Source organism: Okeania sp. SIO2F4 (genome assembly GCF_010672385.1).
In the GTDB taxonomy this organism is placed as follows: domain Bacteria; phylum Cyanobacteriota; class Cyanobacteriia; order Cyanobacteriales; family Microcoleaceae; genus Trichodesmium.
Genome location: NZ_JAAHGT010000031.1, coordinates 1 through 20,338 on the forward strand (window position 1 = coordinate 1; position 20,338 = coordinate 20,338).

Consider the following 20,338-nt stretch of genomic DNA (forward strand, 5'->3'; position numbering starts at 1 on the left):
TATTTGCAAATAATTTGAGCTGATTTGCAGTTAATGTGAGCTGAAACCTATTTTTATTTGCAATTAATGTGAGCTGAAAATTGCCTTGTTTGCGAGCCGAGGCGTTTTTGTTTGCAAGCCGTTACAACTACTTGCACCGCCACAGTTCACTTTGATCATTTGCTATTAATTTATCAAGCGGCAAGTAGTTAATTTTCGTGCAGGCAGAGTTTGAGGCGGCCTAGAGCCTCATTCCGTTATAAAGCGCGATGCTCGCGCACAATATAGGAATTATCAATTGGGTCGCTCTTTTTTTTGCACATCAAAGCTAGAACGTCCACATTTAGTTTGAACTTAACAGAATCAGGGCTTACGCAGCACTGCTACATATAGTGTATAATTTGGTTATTATTGCGAATGTAACCACTACAATTAGTGCCGTTGCGTAAGTTCTGTTGGAGTAGCTGTTGGTTCAGCAAACAGATTTCGGTTGAAACTGTACCATTTATAATTTATGTTAGTGATTCTTTCCGATAGCATTTGCTATCGGAAAATGTAGTACTTAATCAGTTCATTCAATTGTATCTGGATCGATATTTAACTCTCTTAATTTTGCTGCCAATTTTTCTGCTCGTTCTTCTGGTGTGTTTACCAACTTTTCTTCAGGAGTAAAAAAGCGAAGTTTTTCTTGGTAACACCCCAAATATAATTGTAATTGCTGGCTCCATAAATATCCTTTTTCATTGGGTTCTATGGCTTGATACATTCCATCAACAAGGTGAAATCCAGCCAACTCTAGAGTGTAAGGATCAAACCAGAAGTAGTCGGGTGTACGAAAAGTATCTTGATAGATTTTCTTTTTTAAACCTTTATCTGTATCAGCCGTTTTTTTCGAGAGAATTTCAACAATGACATTCGGATATTTTCCTTTCTCCTCCCAAACGACCCAACTTTTACGGCTTTTCTGTTCTGTTCCTAAAACTACAAAAAAATCAGGGCCTCGGAAATCTTTGGATTTGCTTTGGCTAGGACTATAATAAATTGTAAGATTACCCGCTGCATAGAAGTCGTTGCGGTCGCGCCACAGCCATTCTAAACAAGTTAGTAATAATATAATTTGTCTTAGGTGTAGTTCAGTTTCCACGGGAGGTTCGTTACTATATAGATCGCTTGGAGGAAAGATAACATCTTCAGCAATTGTTTGAGAAATCTCTAAATTTTCAACAGTTTTTTGCACAGTAGACATGAGACAATTGAAAAAAGTAAATATCTGAGTATATTTTAGGCTATTTCTAATAATGCGTCTAAAGTCCAACTACGAATTAAAGATTCGTTCCTTTATTTATAAACAATATAACTATGAGATTTATCAGTCCGAAAACCGACTTTGCCTTTAAAAAAATCTTCGGTTCAAACCGCAGTAAACAAATATTAATTAGTTTTCTCAATGCTATAGTTTATGACAATCATCATACTATACAATCTCTGGAAATAATTGACCCCTATAATCCAGGAGTTACTCAAACTCTTAAGGATACTTATCTAGATGTTAGAGCCGTGTTAGATAATGGCTCTACAGTCATAATTGAGATGCAGGTATTGAATGTTGAAGCATTTGAAAAAAGAGTAATTTATAACTTAGCTAAAGCTTATGGTAATCAGTTAGATACTGGAGAAGGATATCGAACTTTAAAACCTTTTATTGCTTTAACTATTACAGATTTTGTGCTATTTAAAGAAGCAAAAAGAATGATTAACAAATTTAGATTCAAGGAGGAGAAAGATTCATTTAACTATCGAGATGAGTTAAGACTAATATTTTTAGAATTACCTAAATTTAACAAGGAATTATCAGAGTTAGAAACTGAGAGTGATAAATGGATTTATTTCCTTAAATCTGCTCCTAACTTAGAAGTAATTCCTGATTCTCTTGGAGAAGTAGCAGAAATCGAAGCAGCTTTTAATATTGCTAACCGAGCTAATCTAAGTAATGAAGAATTAGAGGAGTTACATAAACAAGAAGTATTTATTGGGGATAGGAAAGGTGAGATTAGTTTAGCTAAACAGGAAGCTAAAGAAGAAGGAAAAATTGAGGAAGCAGTTAAACAAATATTGCGTCTAATTCGGCGATTATTGGGAGAAATTTCTCCAAAAGTTGAGAGTCAAATTCAACAATTATCTTTGGCAAAATTAGATATTTTAGGGGAGGAAATTTTTGATATGAAAACTATTGCAGATGTAGAAAATTGGTTAGATAGTCAAAGAGAAAGAGAGGAGTAAATAATTAACATTTATAGCGCTTTTCACATAGATATACTACAGTTAGTATGGGCAACTCAAAAGTATTTTTCTACTCCCTACTCCCTACTCCCTACTCCCTACTCTAAGCGCCCCAAATAGTTTTGTGGTCTACTAATCATGAAAAGCGCTGTAATAATTAATAATTACCTCTTCTTATAAGGGTATCGGTAGCAAATTTACAGAAAACCACGCGCTTTTTTAAAGAAGTCCAACCTATATTACTGAAAAGGAAGGGCATTCCTTGTTAGCTCAGTTTCTGTCTACATAGTAGAGTCGCGCTCGTAGCCCACACGCTCTGCTAGTCTCAGTGCCCGGAGTATGTCACTCTAATAAGATTTTATATACGAAATCAACAATTTTTTTTCCTAAAGTAAATCCTATTGACATAAATAATACACCTAATAAATAGTCTTGAGAAATCTCCCATACATTTGATTCTATATATAGTTTATAGTTATCTTCAAAGTTATAAACTAAGTTATATATAGCTGATATCGAATGTTTTACAATTATGACAAATAAAAACAATATTATATTTTTGCTAACTATTAAACTCGCTTCATAATGTATGTCATCTTCAAGTCCATCAACGGGACACAATAATAATAAAAAGGTGAAAAAATTACCACTGAACCATTGATAAACATCAATTAATTTATCATAAAATTTGTACAGTTTTATAGTTCTAAAAATTGCAATTAAGAATACTATAAAGATTAAAAATATAATAGTAGATATGACTACTGGCATTACTAAAATACTTTTGAAAAAGTTTATTAATTTTGTATAAATTTGCATAATTAGTAATTACTGGAGTTTAGACCAGGGCAAATGCATCTAAATGGTGGAAGCTTCTGCCGTTAAGCTTTTGAATAGTAATGAGTAGAAATACTTAAAATATGGGAATTAGTTGTCTGGGAATCTTTTTCTTGAAATCTACCTATTTATCAAAGTATATTAATGTCAAACTTTATCCATCTAATATAACCAATAATATCAAAAATTAGATGATAAAAATGATTGATTTACAATTTTTCACTATGCCTTTCCGGTAGCAAATGCTATCGGAAAACTTGACAAACAAAGAGTATTGGAAAACAAAAATATAGACACAATCAGAAGTATAGCGGTTCACCACTTACACAGGTTTATCAAAAATCCACTACTGAATTGCCTTTTATACCTGCTGTTGATGTAAGCTCCTACATATTTTCCGATAGAGTATGCTATCGAAAAATATCATGTAAGATTTTTTTTATTGATACACATATATGCAATCAAGCTTCTGAGCTGTAAATCAAAAAAAAAAAATTGATATGTAAGCTTTCCAGAAATAAATATCTCGTATAATCTCAAATTTATCTGTAACAACCAAAATTGAACACAATCCAGGCAAAACTTTTAGCATTAGCGCCCCAACCGCCCCGCCTCACCAACTTCCGCTACCCTGGTCTCCGTATGCCCCTGGTGGAAACTGCCAGTCTGATGTATATAGGGGTAGATCAAAATATTCGCTTTGTTTTATCCACAGAGGATCGACCACTCTAGCAGTAGATTCTTGAATGCGCTGTTGGAGATATCTTTTATTCCTGGATATAGCAAGCTGAAATTCTTGTTCAAAAGAGCTAATTCTACCAACTGTGGATGGGGAGTAACGGTATAGTGTAGCCCAATCTACATCATTAAGAAAGATACAAGTTCGGCAACTTGTTCTGCCAAAACCCCACCAATAAGCGGGATGTGGCACAATACCATGTTTGGAGATTATCTGCCACACTTCCAGCGTACTCCACTGATGCACGGGCCTCCAGTGAATTATCTGCCTAGATTTTGTATTTTTCCGGTGTGGCTCTAGATACTTGTATTTAGCTCTAGCAGGGGACTCTTCCGCCCTCTCTCCACTTATAAATAAAGTGGATTTACCTTTAAATCTATCCTGATGAGCGATCGCTACATCGCTCACAGCGATTTTTAGGTAGGAGCTGCACCACCGGGTGGATAAATTTCCCGACTGCTGTGGAAACTTTCTCCTAGTTCCGAGTTTATTACTATTTCCCCCAGTCTCTATTGTTTGCCCGTCTGGGGTTTGAAATTTTACTGAAGCAGTGGGGGTATTGTCGCGCAACATCTCCCGTTTAAATCCCCCCGATCGCCAGGAGCAGTAGAGGGGGATCTCAAAATACTTAGCTACTGCCTCACAATAGCTCCGAGTACACGGCCAATCCATAAAGTGAGGGTGGCCTTCAATGGCTGCATCTACGTCATGATGCCATAATTCTATTTTTTCTTTCGGACATCCCAACTCTAGTAGCTGTAATAAGCAAGCTAGAGAATCTTTACCGCCACTAAAGGCGAGGATGATGTAATCATAGTTTTTATAGTTTTTGTAGTCACTGTTGATGGATGTACTGTAATCAGCAGTGTCGAATAAGCTAAGTTGCATGGTTATAAAAAAAAGGTAATGCGACCGCACCCATTTGATGGGCAGCTAGCACGCTGAGTAGTTCACGATCGCTTTTTTTACTCGACTCCTATAATATCTAACTCCTGCTCCCATTTTTTCTTGAGCGATACAACTAAATCTCTCTTGAAATACAATCCTGTAGGACGGTATTCACAAACTGAATTTATAACATGAAAAAAAGTATCTTTATTACTCTGTTGTTTCATTAATAAATTATTGCTATCCTCGGAAGCTTTATAGATAGCATTTATAAACTGTTTAAATGGTTTTTTGCGTAAATCAATTTCATACCTACCATAACCTTCAATTAATTCCCAAGGTAGGTTAAAATAAGCATCTCCTAAAATAATGTATAATCTACAGACTACTAAGTCAATATTGGTTTCTATTAGCAAATCTTTGATAAAGTTGATAAGCTTTATATCAAAAACTCGCCAAAAAGGTGCGCTTCTATTATCCTCTAAATATTTAGTTTCGTGAAACTGAATGGAATCAAGTTTAATAACTGCAGTGTATCGCTTACCTGTATACACTTTCTCTTGTAATTCTCTGTAAGTTAAGTTGGTCATTGTTTTATATTTGTAAGATTTGATATAGGTTGGACTTCGATGAACGCGTCCAACCAGTAAAGTATGTAGTTAGGAAATGTTTGTCTTGGTAGAGTGATGATAGCGTCGGGTGTATATCACCACGACTACCTCTATTTATCCTGGGTAAACTGTTCTTGCGTAAGTCCTGATAATGTAATGGGATTCTTACAACTCCTGAATCTCAAGGAGTTTTTCTAATTTCTCGGCCTTACCCTTTGGGAGCCATATTATATATACTTTGCCGTCTATACCTAGATGGATACAACAATCATCGTCATTTTCTAGGTTATCCAGGCCGACTAAGTAAGAAGATGTACCCTCGTTATCCGCATCTTCCATTTGAGAATCTATATATGCCTCCCACTCTTCTAACGTATAACCACAGTCTGGTTCAGCATAATAGAAGAATTTTGTGAAGCCAACTTGAGGAGGATTGATACTAAATGTGTCGCTAAGTTTAATCATTTTTTTTTGTAGAGTATTACAGGCTACAGATAGCTTCTAGCCAATCTGTGATGTAGTTATGAAATGTTTGTATCGGTAAGGTGATGATAGCGTCGGGTGTCAGTATCGCAACATCATCACCTACTCTCACGGCTGCCTCTATGTACTCTGGGTAAACTATTCTACCCAGTTCCATAGAAGCAGCGATCGCTACCTCTATGCTAGTCATTCCAAGTACCTAAAACTCATCGTAATCATCGGGTGATGCAGAAGCCTTGAACTCTTCTACCTCTCGCAAGATTTGCTCCGGTGTTTTTGCAGGAGTTGAGTAATCATAACAACCCCAATCCTCCTCATAGTCTGGAAACTTATATGCAGTAGTTTCTGCTTCTATACAAATGTTGTAAGGAGCTTGAGAGTAGTCTGTATACAACCAAGCTTCATCAGTCCCGGCATATAGCCAGTTATTGTTTTGAGAAGTAGAAGGAACTGTAGAAGTAATTGTAGCTGTAGTAGTAGTTGTGGGGATTTGTTGTGCTAACATATAGTATCTCCTAGTTTAGGGGCGGGACATCACATCAACTTTGACGGGTCTGAGTGGTGTCCCTTTTGAGTTTCATAGAGGCTCTTTCCTTTCCTCTATATCTATATAATAACCGATATATACTTCGGGCACAACCCTTGTCCAATGAGTATTAGCTATACACAAACAGGATTATATAAGCAAGACTAATCCGATATATACTTCGGAGATAAAGGTATTGTGTTATTAAATTAATTAGTTGTGTATCGCGAGGTTGCAGGCAATGGTGAAGAAATATCAAAATGAACGAGGGCAATGGATTACAGAGCTGGAACCCGGTGAAGAACCGATGGGTGAGACAGCTCTGTGTGTCAAATTACCAAAAAGTATAGACAACTATATTAGAAACAAGCCAAATAGATCGGAATGGATGAGGGAAGTCTTAGTTGCTGCTGCATTAGCTGAAATGGAATCAAATACGCAGAGTGATTAACGGTGTAGCACTTATTTACTGGGAAGCTTTTTGCACATTTAAGCTAGAATGCCCACATAGATTTAGCGATCGCCGTCATTTTCCTGAGTCTGGTCAACTAGAGCTTAAAAACAACAAAGATTCTTGTATAATTCGAGCATCTTCTCTATCCATTGCCAACCAATCTTCTATAGACAAAGATTCTGCATAGGTTTTGTAGAAAGCAACGCGCTTTTCTTCTATTGTTAATGGGCGCACGCCAAAAGCATCTCTAAAAAAATCGGTCAGGGACATTTGAGTTAAGGCCATGTTTAAGGCTATGGCCTCTTTTTTTTCTTGAGAGGCTGCGTATAAAATACAACTACTAAAATCACCTATACTTATAAGCTTGGCAGACTTATCTCCTGTCTTTGAAACGGTTAGCACGTCTGAAATATTATTCCTGAAGCCTAATCCAGATAAAGTTTTAAGAGCTTTAGCTCTTCTTTTTAAAGTCAAGGTAAGCCAGTTTGAAGCAAATCCTATAGCTTTAGATGCTGTTGTGATTGATACATGATAGGAGCTATCTGGCAGCTCGAAACCTTCTACTTCAATGCCGGGACAAAACCGAACAACTGCCCGTTTTGCTCTGATTATTTCATTCATGGTAAAATTACTTTAAAGGTTTATAGATTTACCTCACTGTCACAGCTTGTATATTTAGCAATGAGGTAAATCAGTCTTATTGTTTAGGAAGTGCGCTAACACTTCCTAGATTTTTTTATTTTACCATTAATTATTTGCAATCGCTACAAAAAACTAATGATTTTATGGTAACTGAAGCATATATCAAATTTTTGTTACTACGCCTTTTCGATAGCAAATGCTATCGAAAAACTTGACAAACAAAGGATATTGGAAAACAAAAATATAGACACAATCAGAAGTCTAGCAGTTCACCACTGACACAGGTTTATCAAAATCCACTACTGAGCTACCCTTTCTACCTATGGTTGAGGCAAGCTCCTAGACTTTTTTCGATAACAAATGCTATCGGAAAATATCATTGTAAAATTTTGCTCTTGATACACATATATGTAATCCAGCTTCCGAGCTGTATACCCAAGAAAAATACTAATATATAAAGCTTTTGAATTTTGATAGCTCGTATACTCTCGAATCTATCTGTAACAACTCAAAGAAAAAAAATCAACAGGATTTTCTTTGAAAGCCAAACTGTATAAGGATTAAAAATTACAAATTCATATTTGAGCACAAAATAGCGGAGCGGTCACTACTTGCACCGCCACAGTTAACTTTGATTATTTGCTATTAATTTATCGAGCGGCAAGTAGTGAATTTTCGTGCAGGCAGAGTTTGAGACGGCCTAGAGTCTCATTCCGTTATAAAGCGCGATGCTCGCGCACGATATAGGAATTACCAATTGGGTCGCTCTTTTTTTTGCACATCAAAGCTAGAACGTCCACATTTAGTTTGAGCGATCGCTCTGGGATATCAATCCTTGACTTAACATTTCTTGATAAACATTTAGTTGGCCCATTTATAAATACTCGAAGGGCTGCTTAGGGACATTCCTCGGTTCTCTATTCATGTTTTGAACAAATCTAGATAACGATAGGAAGCTTACCCACTCTAAGATTTAGACGCTGGCCATAGTTTCGCGGGTTCTTTGGTTTTGAACGTTCTGAATAAAAAAGTGAACAGAAAGTGAGCAGTTTTATAGAAAAGTGAACAATTTAATAAAAAACTGAACAGATAGGTGAGCAGAAAAATGAGCGATCGCCGTGGAATTACTGTGAGATACTAAATTAAAATTTGACCTTCGTCAGGTCACAAGAAAATAGTTATTGATTAGTAAAGTAAATAAAGCCTTACTTTCTATAAATTCTATGTTTTACCTTTAAAACCTGACTTTTTACTCTTTATTATGATTCAAAAAACTTTATTGATTACAGTAGGATTAGCTGCTTTAGGTGTTTTACATACTTCAGAACCCACATTAGCAGATTCTCCGACAGGCAAAGTAATAGGTTCGTTCGATTGGGAAGAGACTTTAGGTGGTAATAGAGAAGGAAAAGCTACTTATGAATTTGACAAAGAATCAGGTGAAGGAACAATTAAGGGATTTCCTGAAAGTCCTGCTCCAATTTTTAGAGGAAGAAAATTGACCGGAGAAGATGGTGTAACCTCTGTAACGTTTTGGTTTATGGAAGAACTGCTGGCTAATTTTACCTTTTCCGGTAATAGTGATCAAGAGAAAGGATCTGGAAAATTTCCCCTTGGAAATCTAGGTCTTAGCTTTATTGACTTTACTGCTACTAACTTAACAATTGAGCATGCACCTGAACCTATAAATGATGAAAGAGATCCTCTTTCTCATTGGAGTGGAGATCAAAGCAATGATGCTGAAGTGTCATTTGATAGTGAAAATCAAACTTTATCTTTTGGAAACATGAGTGTAAGTCCAACTCTCAAACTAAATGATGGTTCTGACAGCATAGCTGATCCATTAGAAGGAGCTACAATAACGATTGGTACTTCAAATTTATTAATTGATATAGAACAAGGATGGTTCTTATCTAACAGTACAATTGAATATTTAGTTGGTGATGTTCCCGTACTAACAGCAGATTTAGTAAATGGTTTTTTGTTTAGAGAAGGAGGAGAACCACAATTTGATAGTGAGCTTCAGTATGATCTTGCTAATATTAGTGTGAATAACTTTATCGACTCCCCTTATCTCGATGGCTTACAAACTTATACAGAGAACGGAAACTCAAGCTTTCTTTCTTTCAATAGTAATATTCTTGATTTATCTAATAATCTTACTATCTCAGCTATTTCAACAGGCGAAATTTCAGTTGATGGGAAGAAAGTTCCCGAACCATCCTCGACCACCACTATTTTTGCCTTGGGTACTCTTGGAGCAGCTTCAACCCTCAAGCGTAAACTGAAGCCCTCAAAATCCGCAGATAAAAAACTAGAAAAAGTTTCGTAAACTAATTCAGTACAAAAATATTGAGTAAATCGTTTACATCTTCCCCTACCCTGAGAGATGTAACCGATTTTTTTTTTGAGGCTTCATTTTAAAATGATTGAATTTTTCCTAATCCTCCTAGCACAATCCCCTTCTCCAGAATGTTGACCGCAGTATCCTACAACTATTTCAGGTAAAGAAATCTGCATTTATCCGCCCCCTCCTGCTGTAGGTTGTGCTGACATCAAGAAAAAATATGGAGAGTCTATTATCGTTGTAGATGTAGAAGGTTACGAGTCAGACCCTCAGCGGTTAGTTGACTAGCAGTTAGGGGTCACATTCTGCCCTGGCAATTTATAATAATTGAGGTATGCGATCAATAATTTGTCGTTGAATGTAAGCATCCGTCGGCATCAGGTTATGATAAAGACCTTTCTTTTTGTGACCATTAGAACCACCAGGCCAGGGTTCGTATCCAGGACAATCAACATCCCAAGAGCTACAAGCAACTTTAATAGGGGAACCATCTACTCTTCTGGCAATATTCTGTTGTTGTTGGTCGCAAGTTTGAGCGCGACAATTCTGCACCGCTCCACTTACAAACCGATCAAAAGGCACTAAGTTATCTATATTAAGTGGATTTCTTTGCCACCTGTTAAAGAAATAGTCAACATTTGGAGGTACTCTACCATCTTTAATGGGTTTTCTCAATCCCTCAGCCGCAACTGGATCGATAACCCCTAAAAAAAGAATTCTTCTTTTTATTCTAGGTGCAAGACTCAGTAAAGCATCGCCACCGTAGCTATGTCCGATTAAAATTAACGGTCGATTTGAGTCTAGCTGATTATTGATAAAGTATTCTGCGTCTCTCACAAATTGCCACTCATTTGAGATATAATTTTTTTGACGGCCGCCGTCTTTAAAATTATCCCAAGAAACATAGCGAATTTCAGCACCCATATTTTGCAAAGATTTTTGAACATCATTCATGCCCCAAGCACAGCAGTTGCCATAACCGTTGACAAAAACGGCGTAAGGACGTTGAGAAGTTGACATAGCTTGAACTTTTTTAGGTAGGAACGATACCCATACTGATGAGATGACAAGGGTTACTGCCAAACTTAGGAACAGGAACATTTGGGAAAATTTCATCTTTTAAAGTTTTTTGATGACTAACTGGACTTACACAGAACCGTCATATCTAGTAAGGGCAAATGGAATTTGCCCCCCAGGGATAGCGTGTTGTTTAAGAATTTGCGTAAGTCCTGACTAATTATCCGGACATGATACAATATGGGTCAAAAGTGGCGTTTGCGGAGCATCCCGTAGGGAAATTGAATAAATTTTCAATTATATTGTCAGGATTTATGCAAAAACGCTATATATATAGTGTCCTTGCGTAAGTCCTGTATATTTGAGTTGATTTGTTCAAAAAAAATTAGTTTTATTATCTAGAGTTATTGTGTCTTTCCGATAGCAAATGCTATCGGAAAATTATACTATTGTTTGGTAGCTAACCACTCCTCATATTGCTCTTTATTATCAAAAGATTCTTTTGATATTTGTCGTCCTGGCATGAGTTTAAGTTCTGAATTAATAGGATTATATCTACAATAACAAATCACTATTTGGTCAAATTTTGTGACGGGGATTTCAGGAGTATAAACCTCTACTCTTGTTACTTCCCAATTGCTTTGCCGATAGTGAGTGCTGTGGGCATGAATTTCGGGATTATAATCTTCTTTGACTTGCACATAATCAAGTGGTCTATATCCTGGTTCTGGAATAGTTTTATCGCTATAATCCCATACTTCTTGCAGCATTCCAGTCAATGCTTGAGTATGTTGCAGCATTCTATCTTCCCAAAAAGGTTCATCTTCATCAGCCTGAAAAATAATATATTTAGCCATTATTCCTCCTCTGTTGTATAATGTTTAGGAAATTCAGTCTTACCGTTAAACACACAGTCAACCTTTAAAATTGAATCATTTTCATTCTTCTCAATACGGTTCAATTCCCACCCATATTTCTTTGCCATTTCAGCACACTTTTTCGGGTGAGTTGCGCTGTGACGAGATACATTTTCATCTTCATCATACCTTGGTTTGTTGGACATATTTTACTTGATTTTAGATACTTTTTTGATAGTTAGTCAACCTCAAATTATCGGTGATGATGCCCTGCTGATACAACTACATCATCACCTACTTGGTAGACTTATTTGGATAGGTATGTTGCTAATGCTTTGAGAATGGCAACGTTGCTGCTATCTTCTTCTATGTCTGCTCCCAACTCTTCAAAGAGTTTGTACTCTGATTTATCCTTGAGGTCTGCCATTGCATAAGATACGTCGTGTATGGCTTCCAAAATTTCTTGTTGATTAAGTTTGGGTAGGATTTCATCCAATTTATCTAGAATTTTCTGGTCTTCTGGTGATGGCTTTTTGCCTATAAAGTAATTGATGGATTGAGTTGCTGCTGGCATGATTCTCTCCTGTTTGTGTAGATTACTGAATTTCGATGACGGCTTCTAACCAATCAACTATGTAGTTGTGAAAAATTCGTCTTGTATGTACTCCGGGTAGAATAGTTTACCCAGATCCATAGAAGCAGCGATAGACTTCCAGTCCGCTTACGCGATCGCTACCTCTATGCTCGTCATGGCTCACCTTCTAAAACTCATCGAAATCATCGGGTGATGCCGATGCTTTAAACTCTTCTACCTCTCGCCATATCTGCTCTGATGTCGTTACAGGAGTTGACCAGTCATAGCAGTCTAAATCCTCTTCATACTGTGGGAGTTTATAGGCTGTAGTTTCAGCTTCTGTACAAATGTTGTAAGGAGCTTGAGAGTAGTCTGTATATAACCAAGCTTCGTCTGTACCTGCATATAGCCAGTTATCGTTAGTTTGAGGTGGTTGTACGGGTGGTGCGACTAGCTTCAGTTGAGGTGGGGCTGGCCTTTTTTTCTGTATTTGTGCTATCATTGTAGTTCTCCTATGTCTGATGTAGGGGGGCGGGACATCATCGGCTTTTCCAGGGCTTTGGTGGTGTCCCTTTTGGTTTTTCCCTTTCCTATATCTATATATTATCCTGGTATACCAGGATAATACAACCCTTTACCGATTAGAATTATCCTGGTATACCTGAATATATGATAACTTCAGCTTATATATCCTAGTATACCAGGATATTCGGATATAATGGAGTAAAAATTTATAGGAGAAGTATTATGGCTAAAGGTAATCGCAACCAAAAACCAAAAGACTCAGTATTTCATCAGACTAAAAGAGTAGCTATAAGCGATCGTTCATTAGGAGAGTTAGCAAAAAAACCTGTATCGGTCAAGTTGGAAGTAGATGTAGATGAATATATCAGGGGGCTACCTCAAAAAGATAGAGTTACTTTTCTGAGAGAATCAATTACCAATGCTGCAAGAGCAAAGATGGCAAATCAATGAGTCTGGAAAATATGATTTTAATACTATTTCGGTACTGTAAAAAATTGGCTGGTATGAACCTATTTCTATTGATAATAGACAACTTAATGATTACGAAAAAGCAGAATTTGTTGGTTTCAAAGTTCGACAAATAGTTATACTTTCTACTTATATTTGAGCACAAAATAGCGGAGCGGTCACTACTTGCACCGCCAGAGTTAACTTTGGTTATTTGCATTAATTTACCAGGCGGCAAGTAGTGAATTTTCGTGCAGGCAGAGTTTGAGGCGGCCTAGAGCCTCATTCCGTTATAAAGCGCGATGCTCGCGCACAATATAGGAATTATCAATTAGGTCCCTCTTTTTTTGCACATCAAAGCTAGAACGTCCACATTTAGGCGTAGATCGAAGGTTCGTGTCACCAGGTGCAACGTTGTAAAGTTTTGTAAAGAAAACGTACCCGCGTGTTGGCAACTGTCTGAGCGCAAAAGATGAAATTGACTTTCCACCCTCGTCTATTAATTAAGTTTGGCTGGCATTGCTTATAAGCATTTGAAAATGCACCAAATCTGCAATAATAATGAATTTATGAGGGTACAACTACCTTTTCTCCTATGTTTACGAATCGAAACGGTAAAGAGTAGAGAAGAATTGGATGGTCAAACAACATTGGGAAGAAGAAGAATTAATTGAAAATTGGACACTTGTTCCCCAAGAACTCAAACTGGTCAGAAACAAATTAGGCGGAAATCAAATTGGTTTTGCACTATTATTGAAACTTTTTCAACTTTTTGCTCGTTTCCCTGATTCTCAATCATCTATCCCTCAAACTATTATCTCTTACATAGCCCGTCAAATTAATGTATCTGAAAGTTTATACTCCGATTACGATTGGCAAGGACGTTCAGCAAAAGCACATCGAGTTGAAATTCGTCGTTTATTTAATTTTAGAGTAGCCACAGTTGCTGATTCAGAACAAATGACTGAATGGTTGGTTCAGCAAATCTTACCAACGGAGCAAAGATTTGAATCTTTGATTGAACAAGTCTATCAAAGATGGAAAGAACTACAAATCGAACCTCCAACACCAGGAAGAATAGAGCGTTTAATTCATAGTGCCATAACTCAACATGAAACTAGCTTTTGTAATTCATATTTCTCTCAACTATCCCAGAAAGTAATCTCTCAAATTGATATACTATTAACCACAGAAGAATCAGATGAAAAAGAAGATAACACCGACCAAAAAAAATTTAAAACATCAGATTTTGCTTTTCTCAAAACTGACCCAGGCCCAGTAGGTTTAGGGAGTTTTTTAACTGAAATAGAAAAGCTCAGACTCATTCATAAAATAGGCTTACCCACTGATTTATTCACCGGAATTTCACCCAAGCTAGTAAAAACCTATCGTCAACGAGCAGCAACAGAAACCCCATACCTTTTACGCCAACATCCCCCCGCTATTCGCTACACTCTAATGGCAGCTTTCTGTATTCAACGTAGTCAAGAAATTACTGATAATCTAATAGAATTACTCATTCAAATTATCCATCGTATTAGTGTCAGAGCCGAAAAACGTATACATACTCAACTAATAGAAGACTTCAAGCAAGTTACAGGAAAACAGAATATACTCTTCCGTATAGCAGAAGTAGCAGTAGCTCAACCTACTGGAGTCATTGAAAAAGTTATCTATCCAATAGTACCCCAACAAACCCTCCAAAATTTAGTCAAAGAATATAAATCTACAGGCATAGCTTATCGTCAAAAAGTTCACACCGTCATCCGTGCATCCTTTGCTAACCACTACCGCCGGATGATTCCCCTACTCCTAGAAACCTTAGAATTTCACTCCAACAACGACATTCATCGCCCCTTAATTCAAGCAATAGAGCTACTCAAGAAATACGCTCAAAGTAGAGCTAGATACTATGAAAATGGAGAAAACATACCCATTGATGGAGTGCTAAAAAGTGGTTGGAAAGAAATCCTTTTAGAAAAAGACTCCGATGGAAAAGAACGCATTAACCGCATTAATTATGAAATTAGTGTTTTACAAACCCTTCGAGAAAGATTATCCTGTAAAGAAATCTGGGTAACAGGAGCATATCGCTATCGAAATCCTGATGAAGATTTACCCACAGATTTTGAACAACACCGTCAAGTTTATTATCAAGCTTTAACCTTGCCAGAAAATGTAGAAACTTTTGTCTGTAACCTACAACAAAAAATGGTTGACTCCTTAGAAAAATTAGACAAAGGAATGCCTGATAACCCAGATGTTAATATTGTCGGAAAAAATCAAGGTTTAATTAGACTTAGCCCATTTCCACCAGTAAATGAACCTCTAAACCTCAAACAACTAAAAGGAGAAATCAATCGCATTTTGCATCAAACCAGCTTATTAGACATTCTCAAAGAGACAGATTTAAGGGTAAACTTTACTCGGAACTTCAAGAGTATGGGAACGCGGGAAATTATTGATAGAGAAACGCTACAAAAAAGATTACTGCTTTGTCTCTATGGCATGGGAACAAATACAGGATTGAAACGCATTAATACAGGTATCAATGGCGAAAACTATCAAGATTTACTCTATGTGCGCCGTCGCTATATTCATAAAGAACAATTACGCAGTGCCATTGCTGAAGTTATTAATGGTATCTTTGAGATTCGTTTACCGCAGATTTGGGGAGAGGGAACCACAACTTGCGCCAGTGACAGTAAACATTTTGGAGCATGGGAACAGAATTTAATGAACCAATATCACCTCCGTTATAGAGGTCGAGGAGTAATGATTTATTGGCACGCCATCGAAAAACTCAGCCTGCATTTATTCCCAACTAAAAACTTGTTCTTCAAGCGAAGTTGCTGCAATGATTGAGGGTGTTTTACGTCATTGTTCTAGTATGGAAGTTGAGAAAAACTATGTTGATAGTCACGGACAAAGTGAGATAGCTTTTGCTTTTACCCATTTGTTAGAATTTTAATTAATACCACGGTTAAAGCGAATTAAGGTACAAAAGCTGTATCGTCCTCATGTTGGCCAGCCTGAAGCTTATTCTAATTTACAACCAATTCTTACCCGTCCTATTAATTGGGATTTAATTCGGACTCAGTATGACCAAATGGTAAAAGATGCCATAGCCTTGAGATTAGGAACGGCAGAAACAGAAGCAATTTAAAAACGTTTTAGAAAAAATTCTTTCAAACATCCAACTTATTTAGCTTTAATAGGATTAGGAAGAGCTATTAAAACAATTTTTTTGTGTGAATATCTTGAAGAAGAAGCGGTAAGAAGGGAGATAAATGAAGGTTTAAATGTTGTGGAAAGATGGAATGGAGTGAATGATTTTATTTTCTATGGTAAAGGAGGTGAATTTGCTTCTAATCGTTTAGAAACTCAGGAATTATCAGTATTATCTTTGCATTTATTACAAAATTGTTTGGTATATGTGAATACCTTGATGATTCAGAGTGTATTGGCAGAGCCATATTGGTCTAAAAAGTTGACAGAGACAGATTTACGGGCTATTACACCTTTGATTTTTAGTCATGTTAATCCTTATGGTACATTCAAGCTAGACCTCAAAGAAAGGATTTCTCAATTAAGCCCACAGAATGTGGCGATCAGAAACTAGAGATAATAATTGACCTGACGGTACTCTGCAACGTGGAGTGAATAGTTTTTGAGGGAACAATGGGCAGACGCACTTGGTTATAACCTATACGACATAAGACCTGTAGCCATCTTCATATAGTAGATACACGCGCTCAACACTCACTTTTCAGAGAAAGAGTATTACTAATACTCTTTTATTATGGGAAAATTTTGTCGCATTAATATATATTAAATATATACTTATCAGTCATTTTTTAATAGTATTTGTAAAGCGTTTTGAGCAACTTGTTCTGCTCTTAATGATGTAACTTTTTGATACTTTAAAGTAGTTTGAATGTGAGAATGACCCATCAAGGCACGCAGTTCCTCAATACCCATTAAACCTACTCTTTCAGTGGCAAAGGTATGACGTAAATCATGGAGTCTTACGCCTGTTAATATAGGACTTTGATTGGTTACTTCTCTCCATAAGCTATAAACTCTATGGTAGGATAACCGGGTGACAATTTCAGTTAATGGGTGTCTTGCTGTAAATAGAGCTTTATGAGGTTTGTGTCGATAATATTGGATATACTTTTCTAAAAGAATAGCAGCATCTTTACTATAAAAACACCAACGTTTTTTATTACCTTTACCTACGACTTGAAATTTACAATTATCTCGGTTTATATCCTCTAAATTTAAGGACAATAATTCACTAATTCTTGCACCTGTGCGATGCAGAAGTCTCACAATAGTATGTAGACGAATATCCGGCTCCACTAATTGATATAAAGTTTCTAGTTGTTCATTGGTTAAATAACGAATTGCACTATCATCCTGATGTTCGCCTTTGGAGCGATTCGGTTTTTGTTGTCGTATCCCCGTGGCCGGATTAACTTTAATATAAGCTTTTTCTACGGCAAAGTTGAATAAAGACTGTATAATTGTTTGATGACGATTACAAGTTGTATAAGACAGATGAGTTAAGGAGGTTAGATAATCTTCAATTAGTTTTCTATTAATAATTTCAATGGGGTAACTACCAAATTTCTCTAGTAAGGGCATTAAAGTTACTTCATAAGATAATTTGGTAGATTTAGATAAGCTGTCTCTATAAATAAATTTAGTAGTAACTTGAGCTAAAGTTTTAGTCACACAAAAAGAGTTATTATATTCTTCTTTTTCTTTTTCTTAGTAGGTGACTATTAAACAGGATTATTATTAAACTTTTATGTATATTATTGATTCATCAAAGACCCCAAAACCAGAAGAAACGGTGGGGGAATATCTGAGAAGACTGAGGGAAAGTGCTAATATCTCTCAGCAAGAGTTGGCAGAAGCTGCTGGTATTCATTTACAAAGTTTAGGTAAGTTAGAAAGAGGTTTAACTAAACGTTTAAATAGTAAAACCAAGAAAGGATTAGCTATTGCTTTAAATATCCCAGAAGAATATTTAGAAGCAGTATTAAATGGAACATCTGTTGAAGGGGTTCAGAAAAAACAGTTTTGTCCTCATTGTTGGTGCATGTGGTACAACTCCAGACCCAGTTTGGACTCTTTCTCGCGCTAAATATTGTTTAATTTGTGGCAATAATTTATTGAATTCTTGTCAAAAATGTCAGGAACCTTTAATGTCTTTTAAACATAAATTTTGTCCTCATTGTGGTACTCCATATACTAAAAAAAAATAAGTAGGGTAAATATGCAAGACTTTGACTACAGACAGATCCAGATTGAGTGAAGCCGGATTATTTGCGTCTGCTGAGACGGGCGTTCAATGAACGACTTGCACCCCCTTGGAATGTTTCTAGGTAGTGCAATTGTGTAGTTGTTTGCGCTCAGGCAGTTGCCAACACGCGGGTACATTTTCTTTACAAAACTTTACAACGTTGCACCTGGTGACACGAACCTTCGATCTACGCCAATATTAGTTCCCCATCGCTTGCTGCATCTATTACCCCTACACGCTTTGCCCCTATCTGACAAACCAGATCAATGCCTCCTAGACAAATTTCCTCAAGGGGTTCGCTATAGCCCAAGTTGCCAAGTTTTGCAATTAACGCAAAACAGGAAACAGTCAAATTTTAGCGACTTCTTGGGAGTTCAAAACCCGACTCAAGACCTCACCTACGCCAACCTGCAAGTGGAGGTAATTCGCCAACAGTTCGACTTAACAGAAGTTCTCATAGAAACAGCAGCAACTAAAGCAGCATTGATGGATGAGGAAAGTGATGATAAAAAATTATTGCTGCGTGATGCCCACTGCCTTCACTTTGCTTGTCACGGTAATTTTTATGAAAAATCTCCCCTAGAGTCTTGCTTGACACTAGCGAATGAAGAACCTCTGACATTAGGAGAAATCTTTGGTCTCAATCTCGCTCAATCTCGCCTCGTCGCCCTCTCAGCTTGCGAAACAGGTTTAACCGTTCGCAACAGCCTCAGCGATGAATACATTGGTTTACCTAGCGGGTTTCTGTTTGCGGGGACTCCTAGTGTCATCAATAGTCTCTGGAAAGTAGATGAGTTAGCTACTGCCTTCTTAATGATTAAATTCTATAAAAACCTGGAAAAATCTCCCCAACGAGAAACTGGGGAAGTAGCGTTCGCCCTCAACCAAGCTCAAATTTTGCTGCGAGATTTAACCCGTGAAGACTTTGAGAAATTTCTCGATCAATTTCAGCAAAAAATTGAGGAAATTTGGGCTTCTCTTTCCAAAGGTAAGCGCAAGATTGCTGAAAAGTCTTTGGAGAAAGTGCGCGAACGGCAGCCCCGTCCTTTTGCTAGTCCTTTTTATTGGTCAGGCTTTATCGCAACCGGATATTAAATTATCATTCATTCTTGCATAAATTCTTCAAGCCAATTTCCCAGAGTTTGAATACACAAGCCATAACTAAGGGTGCAGGAGTTGGTAAGAGTTCTTTAACAAGCTCAAGCACATCTTTTAAGTCATCCCATCCTTTTTCGATCTCTGGTTTGCAAAGATGTTTTCTTGCTCTTTCTACTAAATCCTCTAATAAAGAATCTCCCATGAGAACTGATTCTTCAAAGTCAACTGCAATCAATGTTGTAGCATCTTCTAAAATCCAGTCGCACTCTTCGAGGTTATTCTCAAGAATTGAGAGAGATTCTTTTACTTCTGAAGCTTCCCCCAATTGAGAACGAAAATCCTCAAATTCTTCTGGCGTTACTTTAGTCATAGAGTTATTATCCTCAAGTTGCTTAAAATTTTTATACGCATAATTTTTCTGTGTCGCCGTAAAGGTTTCAGGCTTTACGAAAATTATTAAATATTTCTAAAGTGATTCATTTTTTTAGGTCCTTAACCTTTGTATATACAAGACTTACGCAAAGACGCTACATACTCAAACCCATAGTTACATCTTTTTATTACTGCGTCTTTCCGATAGCAAATGCTATCGGAAAATGTCGGACTTAATCTTAAAGCTGGAGCGATCGCTTACTTTTAGATAAAGGCGATCGCTTCCCACAAAAGTCAATCTATGCCACAGGCAACCTCACATCACTAGGAGTAGTAGTTGGTTCAGCA

The 20,338-nt window shown here is 36.9% G+C and carries 22 protein-coding genes and 1 pseudogene; 8 read left to right on the forward strand and 15 right to left on the reverse strand.

The window, feature by feature from the left end; genetic code table 11:
- Positions 1-550: 550 nt before the first annotated feature.
- Positions 551-1,225, reverse strand: coding sequence for a Uma2 family endonuclease (locus F6K22_RS03655; protein WP_293093391.1), 675 nt, complete (start codon positions 1,223-1,225; stop codon positions 551-553).
- A 113-nt stretch (positions 1,226-1,338) separates the two neighbouring features.
- On the opposite strand from F6K22_RS03655, the gene F6K22_RS03660 reads away from it, so the two are divergent.
- Positions 1,339-2,259: an Rpn family recombination-promoting nuclease/putative transposase gene (locus F6K22_RS03660; protein WP_293093393.1), complete on the forward strand. Its 921-nt coding sequence runs from the start codon at positions 1,339-1,341 to the stop codon at positions 2,257-2,259.
- A gap of 342 nt (positions 2,260-2,601) precedes the next feature.
- On the opposite strand, the gene F6K22_RS03665 is transcribed toward F6K22_RS03660, so the two are convergent.
- From F6K22_RS03665 to F6K22_RS03690, 6 genes are all read right to left on the reverse strand, one after another.
- Positions 2,602-3,078 carry a hypothetical protein gene (locus F6K22_RS03665; protein WP_293093395.1) on the reverse strand — a complete coding sequence of 159 codons (477 nt, stop codon included), beginning with the start codon at positions 3,076-3,078 and terminating at the stop codon, positions 2,602-2,604.
- Between the two features lie 631 nt (positions 3,079-3,709).
- Positions 3,710-4,723: a phosphoadenosine phosphosulfate reductase domain-containing protein gene (locus F6K22_RS03670; protein ID WP_293093397.1), complete on the reverse strand. Its 1,014-nt coding sequence runs from the start codon at positions 4,721-4,723 to the stop codon at positions 3,710-3,712.
- A 77-nt stretch (positions 4,724-4,800) separates the two neighbouring features.
- Positions 4,801-5,313: a hypothetical protein gene (locus F6K22_RS03675; protein WP_293093399.1), complete on the reverse strand. Its 513-nt coding sequence runs from the start codon at positions 5,311-5,313 to the stop codon at positions 4,801-4,803.
- 186 nt (positions 5,314-5,499) lie between these two features.
- Positions 5,500-5,799, reverse strand: coding sequence for a hypothetical protein (locus tag F6K22_RS03680; protein WP_293093401.1), 300 nt, complete (start codon positions 5,797-5,799; stop codon positions 5,500-5,502).
- 16 nt (positions 5,800-5,815) lie between these two features.
- Complete coding sequence (locus F6K22_RS03685; protein WP_293093403.1) at positions 5,816-6,007, reverse strand: hypothetical protein; 192 nt, start codon at positions 6,005-6,007, stop codon at positions 5,816-5,818.
- A 9-nt stretch (positions 6,008-6,016) separates the two neighbouring features.
- Entirely contained in the window at positions 6,017-6,322 is a 306-nt protein-coding gene (locus F6K22_RS03690; RefSeq protein WP_293093405.1) for a hypothetical protein, read from the reverse strand.
- Between the two features lie 262 nt (positions 6,323-6,584).
- On the opposite strand from F6K22_RS03690, the gene F6K22_RS03695 reads away from it, so the two are divergent.
- Positions 6,585-6,794, forward strand: coding sequence for a hypothetical protein (locus tag F6K22_RS03695; RefSeq protein WP_293093407.1), 210 nt, complete (start codon positions 6,585-6,587; stop codon positions 6,792-6,794).
- A gap of 93 nt (positions 6,795-6,887) precedes the next feature.
- On the opposite strand, the gene F6K22_RS03700 is transcribed toward F6K22_RS03695, so the two are convergent.
- Positions 6,888-7,418 carry a hypothetical protein gene (locus F6K22_RS03700; protein ID WP_293093409.1) on the reverse strand — a complete coding sequence of 177 codons (531 nt, stop codon included), beginning with the start codon at positions 7,416-7,418 and terminating at the stop codon, positions 6,888-6,890.
- A gap of 1,282 nt (positions 7,419-8,700) precedes the next feature.
- Between F6K22_RS03700 and F6K22_RS03705 the strand changes: the two genes are divergently transcribed.
- Positions 8,701-9,771, forward strand: a complete 1,071-nt coding sequence (locus F6K22_RS03705) for a hypothetical protein (protein ID WP_293093411.1) — start codon at positions 8,701-8,703, stop codon at positions 9,769-9,771.
- 333 nt (positions 9,772-10,104) lie between these two features.
- Here the strand turns inward: F6K22_RS03705 and F6K22_RS03710 are convergent, their stop codons facing one another.
- The 5 genes from F6K22_RS03710 to F6K22_RS03730 all read right to left on the reverse strand — a co-directional run bounded on the left by F6K22_RS03710 (position 10,105) and on the right by F6K22_RS03730 (position 12,736).
- Positions 10,105-10,806 (reverse strand): alpha/beta hydrolase, encoded by a 702-nt coding sequence (locus F6K22_RS03710; protein WP_293093413.1) that lies wholly within the window; start codon positions 10,804-10,806, stop codon positions 10,105-10,107.
- Between the two features lie 443 nt (positions 10,807-11,249).
- On the reverse strand, positions 11,250-11,660 hold the full coding sequence (locus F6K22_RS03715; protein ID WP_293093415.1) for a hypothetical protein: 411 nt from the start codon (positions 11,658-11,660) through the stop codon (positions 11,250-11,252).
- Complete coding sequence (locus F6K22_RS03720; RefSeq protein ID WP_293093417.1) at positions 11,660-11,866, reverse strand: hypothetical protein; 207 nt, start codon at positions 11,864-11,866, stop codon at positions 11,660-11,662. Before F6K22_RS03720 ends, F6K22_RS03715 begins: the two co-directional genes overlap by 1 nt.
- A 101-nt stretch (positions 11,867-11,967) precedes the next feature.
- Positions 11,968-12,234 carry a hypothetical protein gene (locus F6K22_RS03725; RefSeq protein WP_293093419.1) on the reverse strand — a complete coding sequence of 89 codons (267 nt, stop codon included), beginning with the start codon at positions 12,232-12,234 and terminating at the stop codon, positions 11,968-11,970.
- Positions 12,235-12,421: 187 nt separating this feature from the next.
- Positions 12,422-12,736, reverse strand: coding sequence for a hypothetical protein (locus F6K22_RS03730; protein ID WP_293093421.1), 315 nt, complete (start codon positions 12,734-12,736; stop codon positions 12,422-12,424).
- A 245-nt stretch (positions 12,737-12,981) separates the two neighbouring features.
- Here F6K22_RS03730 and F6K22_RS03735 point away from each other — a divergent pair, with 245 nt between their 5' ends.
- Positions 12,982-13,209: a hypothetical protein gene (locus F6K22_RS03735; RefSeq protein ID WP_293093423.1), complete on the forward strand. Its 228-nt coding sequence runs from the start codon at positions 12,982-12,984 to the stop codon at positions 13,207-13,209.
- 633 nt (positions 13,210-13,842) lie between these two features.
- Positions 13,843-16,828 (forward strand): annotated as a pseudogene (locus F6K22_RS03740) (Tn3 family transposase).
- 224 nt (positions 16,829-17,052) lie between these two features.
- Here the strand turns inward: F6K22_RS03740 and F6K22_RS03745 are convergent.
- A complete protein-coding gene (locus F6K22_RS03745; RefSeq protein WP_293093425.1) occupies positions 17,053-17,946 on the reverse strand; it encodes a tyrosine-type recombinase/integrase in 894 nt (297 codons plus the stop codon).
- A gap of 76 nt (positions 17,947-18,022) precedes the next feature.
- Between F6K22_RS03745 and F6K22_RS03750 the strand changes: the two genes are divergently transcribed.
- From F6K22_RS03750 to F6K22_RS03760, 3 genes are all read left to right on the forward strand, one after another.
- A complete protein-coding gene (locus F6K22_RS03750; protein WP_293093427.1) occupies positions 18,023-18,361 on the forward strand; it encodes a helix-turn-helix domain-containing protein in 339 nt (112 codons plus the stop codon).
- Positions 18,261-18,482, forward strand: coding sequence for a double zinc ribbon domain-containing protein (locus tag F6K22_RS03755; RefSeq protein WP_293093429.1), 222 nt, complete (start codon positions 18,261-18,263; stop codon positions 18,480-18,482). The genes F6K22_RS03750 and F6K22_RS03755 overlap by 101 nt, the downstream gene beginning before the upstream one ends.
- Before the next feature lie 155 nt (positions 18,483-18,637).
- On the forward strand, positions 18,638-19,615 hold the full coding sequence (locus F6K22_RS03760) for a CHAT domain-containing protein (RefSeq protein ID WP_293093431.1): 978 nt from the start codon (positions 18,638-18,640) through the stop codon (positions 19,613-19,615).
- 4 nt (positions 19,616-19,619) lie between these two features.
- Here the strand turns inward: F6K22_RS03760 and F6K22_RS03765 are convergent, their stop codons facing one another.
- Positions 19,620-19,988, reverse strand: coding sequence for a hypothetical protein (locus F6K22_RS03765; RefSeq protein ID WP_293093433.1), 369 nt, complete (start codon positions 19,986-19,988; stop codon positions 19,620-19,622).
- Positions 19,989-20,338 lie beyond the last annotated feature (350 nt).